The organism is Flavobacterium sp. EDS (assembly GCF_020991525.1).
Classification (GTDB): domain Bacteria; phylum Bacteroidota; class Bacteroidia; order Flavobacteriales; family Flavobacteriaceae; genus Flavobacterium.
This window is the reverse complement of the sequence record NZ_JAJMOZ010000006.1, coordinates 152842-165652: the sequence shown is the minus strand read 5'-3', so window position 1 is coordinate 165652 and position 12811 is coordinate 152842. Positions and strand designations below refer to the sequence as shown.

Below are 12811 nucleotides of genomic sequence, written 5' to 3'. Positions count from 1 at the left end.
TTGTAGTTATTATTCAAAAGTAGATTTACGTTTTTGCTCTATTTTAATTGAGTCTTCATCCTCTTTTCTCTTTTTATTTTTCTTGCCTTTTTTGTTCTTTTTGCTTTTTTCGTCTTTAAATCTCATTTGAACCTCTTTATACTTGGCATCATAACGCCAAGAAAATCCAACGCCACCATAAAAAATAGAAGGAGTGTCTTTAAAGTTCGTACTCACAGATGCGTCGATTTGCATGTTTTTATTTAGTAAGTAGGCAGCGCCACCTCTTATGATGCAATCACTGTAAAAATCACTTTTGTAGCCTTGATTTTCTACAAAGCCAGACCATTTGTCATTAAAACCTCTTGTAAGTGTTACTACATATCCATAACTAGGATAGTCAGTAGTGATGTAATCGGCGATAATATTGGTTACAAATACCCATTTTCCGTCACCCAAGTGATTTTGAGTAATCAACATGATTTTTGGAGAAATGCTAGACTCTTGTGTAAAAGAATATGGATTTCCAGCAAAAGTAAAATTGGCTCCTGCAAAAATGGAAACTGCTGGAATTAATTGACGCCAGTTGAATCTTTGATTGCCTTTCCAGCTGTAAATATTTATCTTTTTCTCATAGTTTTTAAAAGGATCGTAGATTAGGTATTTTGCTCCTAATACAGTCTGTTTGAAATCATTTTTTTTGTAATTGACAAATGGAGTAGAATAATCTTCCATTTGGTACTGTATATCGGCAATAAGTTCTAATTGTTCACGAAAAAGCCCCCAACGAAGGGTTAAGTCAGTTCCGAAACCATTTGCTTTATAATTTAATAAATCGTGCTTTTCGTTAATTCCGTAAACACCAACTTCGGCTTGAATGACTGATTTACCAACAGAAAAAGCCGACATAGTTTCGCCAGGTCGGTTAGAATTGATAACATCGGTATGTTGACCGAAAAAAAGATAGGGGGTTAAAAGAATGCTGGAAATAATTAAGTTTCTGATTTTAAACATATTATTTTTTTTAGTTAAAAAGTAATAACGCATTTCAAATGTACTATATTTTATTATTTATTTAAGATTGATATTTTAATTTTGAAGAATTGATTTGCTACTTTTGAAAAAAAATATATGATTATGCAAACAGCATCTTTTTCAGGTCTTATAAAAGCGATTTTTTACATGATTGCTTTTTATTACATTTTTAGATTCTTGGCAAAATTATTTTTACCTCTTTTAATGAAAAAAGTGGTAGATAAAGCAGGAGAGAATTTTCAAAGACAACAGCAACAATATACACAGCAACAACAAAATAATTCATGGCAAAAAACCAGAACAAATGATGAGGTGTTATATGATACTGCTAATGCAAAGAACCCGCGTGAAACCAAAAAAGTTGGTGATTACGTTGATTACGAAGAAATAGATTAAATTTGTAATCGAACAATAGATTTTCATCCATAACCAAACCTACCAAAATTGAAAGTAATAAACAAGCTTTATCCGCATGCCCTTGTTATATTGGGATTTGTACTCGTTTCTTTAATTTATTTTTATCCTGTATTACAAGGAAAACAGATTTTTCAATCGGATATTGCACAATATACCGGAATGGCCAAGGAACAAAATGATTTCAGAGCAATGGAACATTCTGAACCTTATTGGACAAACTCGGCTTTTGGTGGAATGCCAACGTATCAATTAGGAGCTAATTATCCGCATGATTATGTAGGACAATTAGATGACGCTTTACGATTTTTACCCCGTCCAGCAGATTATCTTTTCCTATATTTCTTAGGATTTTATGGTTTGTTGTTGGTTTTAAAAATCGACCCGCTTAAAGCTTTTATAGGAGCATTGGCTTTTGGTTTCTCTACTTATTTAATTATTATATTAGGAGTTGGTCACAACGCCAAGGCGCATGCTATTGCATATATGCCATTGGTCATTGCAGGATTTATACTCGTATTTCAGAAAAAATATATTCTCGGTGGATTACTCACCATGTTTGCGGTTGCTTTAGAAATAAATGCAAACCACTTTCAAATGACATATTACTTATTGATTTTCTTATTAATACTTTCAGGATATTTTGCCTTTAATTTTATTAAAGAAAAAGAGTATAAGTCGCTTTTAGTTTCATTTGGAGTTTTGGCAGTAGCAGGGATTTTTGCTTTAGGAGCAAACGCTACTAATTTAATGGCAACAAGTGAATATGCAAAATTTAGTATCCGTGATAAAAGCGAACTGACATTTAATCCAGACGGATCTAAAAATCTTACAACTGCTTCAATGACTACAGACTATATTACTGAATATAGTTATGGGATTGCCGAAAGCTTTAACTTGATTGCACCAAGGCTTTTTGGAGGTTCTAGTCATGAACCTGTGGGTACTGATAGTAGAATGTACGAATTTATGCTTGAGCAAGGCGTTCCAGAAGGACAAGCCCAAGATTTTGTTTCGGCAATGCCAACTTATTGGGGAGATCAACCTATTGTGTCTGCACCAGCTTATATTGGTGCTGTTGTTTTCTTCTTGGCGATTTTAGCTTTGTTTATCGATGATAGAAAGATAAAATACGTCTTCTTCTCAGGAGCAATGGTTGCTTTGGTACTTTCTTGGGGTAAAAACCTTCCAATAGTAACCGATTTCTTTATCCATTATATTCCATTATATGATAAATTTAGAGCCGTTTCTTCGATACAAGTTATCCTAGAGCTTTGTTTTCCAGTTCTTGCAATTATGGGATTACAATCTTTCTTTAAGTTGAAAGAAATAGATCCTAAGTTACAGCAAAAAGGATTGGTTCAAACAGGGGTGTTTAGTATTGGAGTGATATTAATATTGGTTTTATGTAAAGGAATATTTAATTTCTCAGGTGCAAGTGATAGTTATTTTTTAGAGAGCTACGGGCCTGATTTTGTTGATGCCCTTAAAGAAGATAGAAGAAGTTTATACTCAGCAGATTTACTACGTTCAGGATTCTTTATTGCAGTTACTTTTGGAATTTTATGGCTGTTTATCAAAAATAAATTTGCTCAAAACACTGCACTTATTATAGTTGGGATCTTGATGATTTTTGATTTATTCTTTGTTGATAAAAGATATGTTTCGGCTAAAGATTTTGTTAGCCCCGTGCAAATAGCAGCTCCTTTTCAGGAAACACCAACAAATACTCAAATATTAAAAGATACTTCTGTTTACCGTGTGTTTGATGTTCAAGGACAATTACAAGGTAGAACTTCTTATTTCCATAAAGCTATAGGAGGATATAGTGCTGTAAGACCAAGAAGAATGCAACAGTTGTTTGATTATCAGATTTCTAAAAACAACTTAGAAGTTCTTAATATGCTTAATGTTAAATATGTTATTCAAGTTAATAAAGAAGGACAAGAATTTCCAACGATAAATCCAGATGCTAATGGTAATGCTTGGTTTGTTAGAGATGTAAAATTAGTGAATACAGCCGATGCTGAAATGAAAATCTTAGATCATTTGGATACTAAAAATGTAGCAGTCTTTAATATTCATGACCATGGAGCTAAATTTAAAAGCGCTCGTTTAAAGAAAAAATGGGATCCAAACGGAACTATTAAATTAGAAGTTTACAAGCCAAATTATCTCAAATACACATCAGATAATTTGAATGATGGTTTAGCGGTATTCTCTGAAATATATTATGAAAAAGGATGGAATGCTTATATCGATGGTAAACTTACAGATCATTTTCCAGTAGATTATGTTTTAAGAGCTCTAGAAGTTCCTGGAGGTAAACATACAATTGAATTTAAATTTGAACCAGAAGTTGTTAAAACGGGTAGCATGATTGCACTTTTTAGTTCAATAGGTATGTTGGTTCTTTTAATAGGAGGTATTTATTTTGAAAGAAAAAAATCGATTAGCGTGAAGTAATCTGATTTTTGTCTTAGCTTGACAATGATGATTTTGAAGGTTTTTAAAGTATTTCTTCTTGTATTTCTAGATGTAGCAATATTCATTTTCTGTTCTATTTATATAATGGGTTATGATGACTTTTATGAAGAAAGCCAAGGAGAATATTTTAGTTTGTCAAGTATGGAAACTAAATATAAAACAGTATGGATTTTTTATAATTTTTGGATCTTTTTAAATTGCGTACTTTTGTTGTATGGTTTATTAAGAATGTTAAAGGGTAGAATTTTTAATTAATTTTTGTAAAAGTGGAAACTAATAAAAATAATGAGATAGATATTAAAGCTATGGAGAAAAAAAGAATAGCTGAAATAAAATCACTTTCTTATCTGGAGAGATTAGAGAGAATGATGGCCATTATTGAGGTTTCCTATATGTTACGTACTGCCACAAGAACTCAATGTAAAAAATAATGAACGAGCAAATTATTTCGATTTGGAAGTATTTTCATGAATTTAATGTAAGGTACATCATTATTGGAGGTTTTGCGGTAAACGTTTATGGGTATAATCGAAATACAGGAGATTTAGATGTTTATCTTGAGGATACTTTAGAAAACAGACAAAATCTTAAGAAAGCTTTCATAGCAATTGGTATAGGAAACTTTGAATCTATAGAAACAATGCAGTTTGTTCCAGGATGGACAGATTTTACACTAAATTATGGTCTAAGACTTGATATTATGACCACAGTAAAAGGGTTAGAAAACCAATCTTTTGATTCTCTTTTAGAAGTTGCTACGATTGTCTCTATCGAAAAAATACCAGTTAATTTTATTGATTACGATAATTTGATTCTATCTAAGAAAGCAGCTAATAGGTTAAAAGATCTTTTAGATATAGAAGAGCTTGATAAATTAAATAGTAAAGACGATTTTTAAAAGAAATCGTAGTCATTATACTAACTCCTGAATTTAAAATTTTTAAACATTAAATCAATTTTTTCTTGGAACAAAAGAAACTTTTAATAATTACCTATTATTTTCCACCAGCAGGAGGGCCAGGTGTGCAACGCTGGTTGAAATTTGTAAAATATTTACCCGAATTTGGTGTTCAGCCAATTGTATATGTACCAGAAAATCCAACTTATCCAATCGTTGATGAAGGATTAGTAAAAGAAGTTTCAGATCAGGTAATTGTTATTAAGAACAAAATTATTGAGCCATATCAATTGGCTTCGTTTTTTTCTAAAAATAAAACTAAGAAAATAGCTTCAGGGATTTTTCCAAATAAAAAAAAGCAATCTCTTCTTGATAAAGCATTTCTTTGGGTTAGAGGTAATTTGTTTATTCCAGATGCACGTGTTTTATGGGTAAAACCATCCGTTTCATTCTTAGAAAAATATATTGTCGAGAATAGTATCGATACAATTGTAACTTCTGGTCCGCCACATAGTTTGCATCTTATTGGTTTGGAGCTAAAACAAAAGTTAGACATAAAATGGTTTGCTGATTTTCGTGATCCATGGACTACGATTGGGTATCATAAATCATTACGTTTGTCTAGTTATGCTGCTAAAAAGCATAAAAAATTAGAACATAAGGTTTTAAATGCAGCAGATGCTATTCTTGTAACTAGTAAAACAACTAAAACGGAGTTTCAAGAAATAACAACAAAACCAATTGAGGTTATTACAAATGGCTACGATGTTGAAAATGTCGAGAAACAAACTTTAGATACCAAGTTTACATTGGCTCATATAGGTTCGTTCTTATCAGAAAGAAACCCGCTCTTTTTATGGGAATGCTTGGTCGAATTGTTACAAGAGATTCCAGAGTTCAAGCAACATTTAGAAATAAAACTAATAGGAGCAGTTAGTCAAGAAGTATTAGAAACAATTTCTAAATACAAGTTAGATAATTATCTGAATAATTTAGGTTATGTTTCACATATGGAAGCAGTAGCACACCAGAAAAAATCTCAGGTTTTATTGTTAATCGAAATCAATTCAGAAGATACAAAGAGTATTATTCCAGGAAAATTGTTTGAATACATGGTTTCTAATAGACCAATAATTGCTATTGGACCAAAGGGCTCAGACTTCTCAGATATTATAACCCAGACCAATACAGGAGTGTTTTTTGACTATTCTGAAAAAATGAAATTAAAAAGTGTAATTTTGGATTTTTATAATCAATTTTTAGAAGGCAAACTACAAGCAAACGGAGTAGGATTGCAACAATATTCTAGAAAAAACCTAACAAAGCAGTTAGCACAATTGATTAAATAGAATACTTTTTAAAGTTTAAAAAATACAAATACCTTCAATGGGCATAGTCTTAAATCAGTCTTTCAAAAATACTATCATTACATATATTGGTTTTGGTATTGGTGCTATAAATACGCTTTATCTGTATCCAATTTATTTAGGCGAAACTTATTACGGATTAACAAATTATATTCTTTCTGCTGCAAATGTGATTATGCCTTTGTTTGCAATTGGAATGCAAAATACGTTGGTCAAATTTTATTCCCAATATAAAACGGAAGAAGAAAGAGAGCAGTTTTTATCATTTACGGCTTTATTTCCTATATTAATGTGTATCCCGTTAGGGGTAATTGGATTTTTCTTTTTTGATGATATTACAGCCTTTGTATCAAAGAAAAACCCAGTTGTAAAAGAGTTTATTTTACTGATTCCTTTTGTTGGAATTTGTATGGCTTATTTCGAGATATTTTATGCTTGGGCAAGGGTGCATATGCATTCTGTTTTTGGTAATTTTATCAAAGAAGTTGGTTTAAGACTGTTTTCCTCTGTTGTATTAGTAGGATTGTATTTTCACTGGATAACCTTAATTCAATTTGTATATATAACTGCAGCAATTTATTTTTTAGCTTTCATCGTGACGATGTTTTATGCTTTTAGTATCAAGAAACCAAACTTTCAGATCACAATACCAAAGAATGTAAAGAGTGTAATGGAATATACGTTTTACATAATTCTTTCAGGAAGTGTAGCTAATTTGCTTTTGGATGGAGATAAGTTGATGCTTAATCAGTATATGAAAATTGAGAATATTGCCTATTATTCTGTAGCAACCTATATAGCCTTGGTAATCTCAGTTCCGAGCCGTGCAATGCATCAAATTGTGTATCCTATTACGGCTAAATTAATGCATGAAAATAAACACGACGAATTAAATGATTTGTACAAAAAGACATCTATTAATTTACAGATTGTTGGTGGATTTGTGATGTTGTGTATTTTCGTCAATATTAATCAGTTGTATGAAATAGTTCCTGAAGAATATAGAGGAGGAGTCCCTGTTGTTTTTATGATTGGATTATCTAAATATTTTGATCTTATTTTGGGGAATAATAATGCTATTATTTTTAATACAAAATATTATCGAACGGTTTTATTTTTAGGATTAGGTTTGGTTGTTTTGACCTTTGTTTTAAATATAATTTTTATACCGATTTATGGTATTAAAGGGTCTGCATTTGCAACGTTGTTGTCTATCACAGCATACAGTTTGGCAAAATTACTTTTTGTAGTTAAGAAACTTCATTTGTATCCTTTTACAAAGCAAAATATGTATTCATTACTGCTTACATCAGTGTTGTTTTTATTATTTTACTTTTGGGAATTCCCGGTTTATCCGTTAATTGGGATTGCTTTAAAATCAGTTATTGTGACGGTTTTTTATGTGTATTTAAACTATAAGTTTGAAATATCTAAAGAGATAAACCAAGTAATAAATAACTTCATGATGAAGCTTGGAATTAAAATTTAGTAAGAAATGATATAGGAAACAAAAAGTGATTTATTTTGTTTTATATTTGTTAAACCACCTCTGGTTTTATTATATACAGATATGAAAAAGAGAATAATTTTTTTGTTGTTTATTCCTTTGTTTTTGGTTTTTCAAGGTAGTTTTGCTCAAAAAGTAAAAGATAAACTTGAAGCCCAACGTGCTAAAAGCAATCAAGCTGATTCTGTTTCTGTCATTAATTTAAAAGGCTATCCTGTTACTCCTTTTAAAGATACCCTTTTTTATGTTTATAATAAAGTAGGCTCGTTTTCTGCCGAAAGTAGAGCACAGGCTATTTCTGATAGAATTATAAAACTCTATGAAGATACTTTTTTTGTAGCCGATTCTCTTAAAATTATTCATTCAGATGTAAGCTTAGATATTATTTATGCAAAAGATTTTGTGTTGATGGCAATTTTAGATGCCGATGCAAAATCAGAAAATATGCCTGCTAATAGTATTGCAGAGCGTAATCTTGTAGCAATAAAAAAGGCTATTATTTTTGAGAATGAGAATAATTCGTTGCTACCAAGACGATTGGGATTTACCGCTTTATTAATATTAATTCTTGGTCTTGTATTAGTTTTTGTAGGAAGACTTTTTAATAAAGCAAGAGTATATTTGTCCAGAAATAAAGAAAAATATTTTACCGGATTTAAGTACAATGGGATTAATATATTCAGCCCACAAAAGCAACTTTTTCTAGCAATGCGATTAATTGGGGCAATAAAGGTTTTTGTGTTAATACTAATCGTGTATTTGTCGCTGCCAATCCTTTTTAGCATTTTTCCAGGTACCGAAAAATATACAACAACCTTGCTACATTGGATTCTTACCCCTGCAAGGTTGGCAGTTTTTGGTTTTGTAGCATTCTTGCCTAATTTATTTACGATAGTCGTAATTGTGTTTATTTTTAAATATATTTTAAAAGTAATCAAGTTTTTTGTAGATGAGATTAATAAAGGTAATATTAAAATAAATGGTTTTTATAGTGATTGGGCAAAACCTACATTTAATATCATACGTTTCTTGATGTATGCTTTTATGCTAGTTGTTATTTTTCCGTATTTACCTGGCTCAGATTCACCGGTTTTTAAGGGAGTTTCTGTTTTTGTGGGGATTTTATTTTCATTAGGATCATCAAATGCAATTGCCAATATGGTTGCTGGGTTAGTTATTACTTATATGCGACCATTTAAAATTGGGGATTTTATAAAAATAGGTGATGTGAGTGGGGAAGTAATAGAGAAAACGGCTTTAGTGACGCGTATGAGAACGCCAAAATTTGAAGACATTACTATACCAAACGCAACCGTTTTGTCGAGTACATCGATTAATTATTCGGCAAATACAAAAGAAGATGCTAAAGGATTGATCGTTCATTCTGCCGTTACTATTGGGTATGATGTGCCATGGCCAGCTGTACACAAAGCATTAATTAATGCAGCATTAAAAGCAGATTTTATTGAAAGTGTTCCGGCTCCATTTGTTTTACAAACAGGTTTAGATGATTTTTATGTGTGTTATGAAATAAATGCATATACCAAAGAGCCTCAGAAACAGCCTGCAATTTATTCTTCTTTGCATCAAAATATTCAAGATAGTTTTAACGAAGCAGGTATCGAAATAATGTCGCCACATTACAAGGCACTTCGTGACGGAAACAAAACAACTATACCTGAAGAATATCTAGGTAATAATTACGAAACTCCCACGTTTAATATTAAAAACAAGTTGTAATTTATTGTTTAGGAGTAGTTTATTGAAAAAAGACAATTGATTAATATGTAATGAATCTTTTGATATGATGCTTTATATTAGCGAATTAATTTTATTTAGTGTTTTATGATGAAAGACTAATCGCAAAATCACTAAAAGTGGGTATTGTTTAATTTGTTATTCTAAACTAATTTTGCTTTCTGAATTATTCCGAAATAAATTATTAAAGTAAATAGCTAAAAATAATTTTAATTTATGATTATGAAAAGCCCACAATTTACTCAAGAAGAAAGTTTAAAAATATTCTCAAATATAATTTCAAATAAAATTCATAACGGTTTTATTTTAGAAGAGAGAAATGATGAAATGCTCTTTGCTGTTTTGTCAAAAGGAGAAAGAGTGGTTGATCATAGTTTTAATTTCCTTATTTGTTGTCTAACATTTGGATTATGGTCTGTTGCTTGGTTGTATTTAACCATAGAATCATCTAAAAACAAAAAAATATTGGTTGCCATCGATGAAGATGGGATTCCTTTTGAAGATAAATGTTATCACGAATAAGTTACTATTACAATTTCTCTTTTAAGTAGATACCTGTTATAGATTTTTTTATCTTTACTATATCTTCAGGTATTCCTTCTGCTAATAATTCCCCACCATTTTCTCCGCCTTCTGGGCCTAAATCAATTATCCAATCGGCACATTTTATAAGGTCAAGATTGTGTTCTATTACAATTATAGAATGCCCTTTATCTATCAATGCGTCAAATGAAGCTAATAATTTCTTGATATCGTGAAAGTGAAGCCCAGTTGTAGGTTCATCAAAAACAAATAGTGCTTTGTCTTTTGTAGCACCTTTAACTAAGAATGAAGCTAGTTTAATACGTTGAGCTTCACCACCAGAAAGGGTAGAAGAGGATTGTCCTAATTGTACATATCCTAAACCAACATCTTGTAATGGCTGTAATTTTTGAGTAATTTTAGTTTGATTGTTTACAGAAAAGAAACTAATTGCATCATCAATAGTCATGGTTAGGACATCATTGATGTTTTTATGATCAAAAGTAATTTCTAAAACTTCTTTTTTGAAACGTTTACCCCCGCAAGTTTCACATGGTAATTGCACATCGGCCATAAAAACCATTTCAACGTTAATAGAGCCTTCTCCTTTGCAGGTTTCGCATCTTCCACCATCTACATTAAATGAAAAATGTTTGGCTTGATAACCTCTTATTTTTGATAGTTTCTCTTTAGCATATAGTTCTCTGATATCATCATAAGCTTTTATGTAAGTTACGGGATTAGAACGAGAACTTCTTCCGATAGGATTTTGATCTACATATTCAATATGTTTTATTTGCGAAAAAGATCCTTTTATTTCGGTAAACTGACCTGCTTTTTCAGCTGCGTTGTCTAACTTTTTCTGAATAGCAGGAAATAGAATCTTTTTAACAAGCGTACTTTTTCCACTACCAGAAACGCCAGTAATTACAGTTAAAACATCTAGTGGAAATGTAACGTCAATGTTCTTAAGGTTATTTTCCCGCGCACCAATAACTTGTATGTGGTTCTTAGATTTTCGTCGGTGTTTAGGAACCGCTATTTCTAAATCACCATTAAGGTATTTAGCAGTTAATGAAGATGATTTTAATATTTCGTCATACGTTCCCTGAGCAACTAATTCTCCTCCAAATGTTCCTGCTTCAGGTCCAATATCTATAATCATATCAGCGGCTTTCATGATGTCTTCATCATGCTCTACAACAATTACGGTATTGCCTAAATCACGAAGAGAAAGTAATACTTTTATTAGTCGTTCAGAGTCTTTTGGGTGTAAACCAATACTAGGTTCGTCAAGAATATACATAGAACCCACTAAGCTACTTCCTAGAGAGGTTGCTAAATTGATTCGTTGTGATTCTCCCCCAGAGAGCGTCGAAGAATTTCTATTTAAGGTAAGATAAGAAAGTCCTACTTCTGTCAAAAAGGATAGTCTATTATTAATCTCGACTAATAATCGTTTTGCGATTTGTTTCTCGTAAACATTCAGCTCTATTTTGTTGAAGAAAGTAACTAAATGTTGAATAGGTAAATCGACTAAATCAGAAACAGTTTTGTCGTTTATTTTTACATAAGAAGCTTCTATTCTTAGACGCTTTCCTTTACAAACGTGGCATTTTGTTTTTCCGCGGTAACGCGAAAGCATTACTCTATTCTGTATTTTGTAATTTTTCTCTTCTAGCTCTTTGAAGAAATCATTCAGACCTTCAAAGTATTGATTTCCTTTCCAAATTAATTCTTTGTGTTCTTCGCTTAATTGGAAGTAAGGTTTGTGTATAGGGAAATCGAATTTATGGGAGTTATTGACCAATTGATCGCGAAACCAGCTCATGCTTTCACCACGCCAAGGATAAATAGCATTCTCATATATAGATAAAGAAGTGTTTGGAATTACTAAATCGGCATCGATACCAATAATATTTCCATATCCTTCGCAAGCAGGACAAGCTCCATATGGATTATTAAAACTGAATAAATGCGGATTAGGTTCTAAAAATGTGATTCCATCTAATTCAAAATTATTAGAGTAACTGAATCTTTTATTTGTTTTTAGTTCTTGTAAAAAACAAATTCCTTTTCCTTCAAAAAAAGCAGTTTGAACAGCATCTGAAAGACGATTGTAGAATTCTTCTTCTTCTTTTACAACGATTCTGTCTATAATTAATAAAATTTCCTGTTTCTTTTTTGTATTAAGTGAAGTTGCAAATTCATCTAAACGAACCATTTCGTTGTCAATTAAAATACGTGCAAATCCTTGTTGTAGTAAAACATTAAGTTTGTCTTCTAATTTTCTTCCTTTTTCAAGATGAATAGGAGCAAGAAGTAACCACTTACTGTCTAGCTCGAAGCTTTTTACATCAGTAACGACATCGGTAACGGTATTTTTTTTGACTTCTTGACCAGAAATAGGAGAATATGTTCGGCCAATTCTTGCAAAAAGTAATTTTACATAATCGTAAATCTCTGTAGAAGTTCCTACTGTTGAACGGGCATTGGTAGTGTTTACTTTTTGCTCAATAGCAATTGCCGGAGCAATTCCTTTTATGTATTCGACTTTTGGTTTGTCTAAACGACCTAAAAATTGACGCGCATATGATGATAAGCTCTCTACATAGCGACGTTGCCCTTCGGCATACAAAGTATCAAATGCTAAACTTGATTTCCCTGAACCCGAAAGTCCAGTAATAACAACAAGTTTATTTCTTGGGATGGCAACATCTACATTTTTTAAGTTATGTACTTGAGCACCTTTAATGATGATGTTTTTCTTTGGGTCGAGTGTAGAAAGGTCAATTTGCATACAAAAAATCAATTTCCACAAAAGTAAGCATTTTTGATTTGAGT

At 31.5% G+C, this 12811-nt stretch carries 10 protein-coding genes; 8 read left to right on the top strand and 2 right to left on the bottom strand.

The annotated features are described in order from the left end of the window. Positions 1 to 9: 9 nt before the first annotated feature. Positions 10 to 993, bottom strand: coding sequence for a transporter (locus LPB87_RS10940; protein WP_129537763.1), 984 nt, complete (start codon positions 991 to 993; stop codon positions 10 to 12). A gap of 123 nt (positions 994 to 1116) precedes the next feature. On the opposite strand from LPB87_RS10940, the gene LPB87_RS10935 reads away from it, so the two are divergent. The 8 genes from LPB87_RS10935 (at position 1117) to LPB87_RS10900 (ending at position 9967) form a co-directional block, all read left to right on the top strand. Further along, complete coding sequence (locus LPB87_RS10935; RefSeq protein ID WP_129537764.1) at positions 1117 to 1410, top strand: DUF4834 family protein; 294 nt, start codon at positions 1117 to 1119, stop codon at positions 1408 to 1410. A gap of 48 nt (positions 1411 to 1458) precedes the next feature. Continuing rightward, complete coding sequence (locus tag LPB87_RS10930; protein ID WP_230727911.1) at positions 1459 to 3894, top strand: YfhO family protein; 2436 nt, start codon at positions 1459 to 1461, stop codon at positions 3892 to 3894. Positions 3895 to 4181: 287 nt separating this feature from the next. Then, positions 4182 to 4346, top strand: a complete 165-nt coding sequence (locus LPB87_RS10925) for a hypothetical protein (RefSeq protein ID WP_230727910.1) — start codon at positions 4182 to 4184, stop codon at positions 4344 to 4346. Beyond that, the gene (locus tag LPB87_RS10920) at positions 4346 to 4813 is read left to right on the top strand and encodes a nucleotidyltransferase (protein WP_230727909.1); all 468 of its coding nucleotides are present in this window, start codon (positions 4346 to 4348) and stop codon (positions 4811 to 4813) included. The genes LPB87_RS10925 and LPB87_RS10920 overlap by 1 nt, the downstream gene beginning before the upstream one ends. Before the next feature lie 65 nt (positions 4814 to 4878). Next, positions 4879 to 6162 carry a glycosyltransferase family 4 protein gene (locus LPB87_RS10915; protein ID WP_230727908.1) on the top strand — a complete coding sequence of 428 codons (1284 nt, stop codon included), beginning with the start codon at positions 4879 to 4881 and terminating at the stop codon, positions 6160 to 6162. A gap of 37 nt (positions 6163 to 6199) precedes the next feature. Continuing rightward, a complete protein-coding gene (locus tag LPB87_RS10910) occupies positions 6200 to 7669 on the top strand; it encodes an oligosaccharide flippase family protein (protein WP_129537766.1) in 1470 nt (489 codons plus the stop codon). 81 nt (positions 7670 to 7750) lie between these two features. After that, on the top strand, positions 7751 to 9427 hold the full coding sequence (locus LPB87_RS10905) for a mechanosensitive ion channel family protein (RefSeq protein WP_129537767.1): 1677 nt from the start codon (positions 7751 to 7753) through the stop codon (positions 9425 to 9427). A gap of 240 nt (positions 9428 to 9667) precedes the next feature. After that, the gene (locus LPB87_RS10900) at positions 9668 to 9967 is read left to right on the top strand and encodes a hypothetical protein (protein ID WP_129537768.1); all 300 of its coding nucleotides are present in this window, start codon (positions 9668 to 9670) and stop codon (positions 9965 to 9967) included. Positions 9968 to 9974: 7 nt separating this feature from the next. On the opposite strand, the gene uvrA is transcribed toward LPB87_RS10900, so the two are convergent. Continuing rightward, positions 9975 to 12767 carry an excinuclease ABC subunit UvrA gene (uvrA, locus tag LPB87_RS10895; RefSeq protein ID WP_230727907.1) on the bottom strand — a complete coding sequence of 931 codons (2793 nt, stop codon included), beginning with the start codon at positions 12765 to 12767 and terminating at the stop codon, positions 9975 to 9977. Positions 12768 to 12811 lie beyond the last annotated feature (44 nt).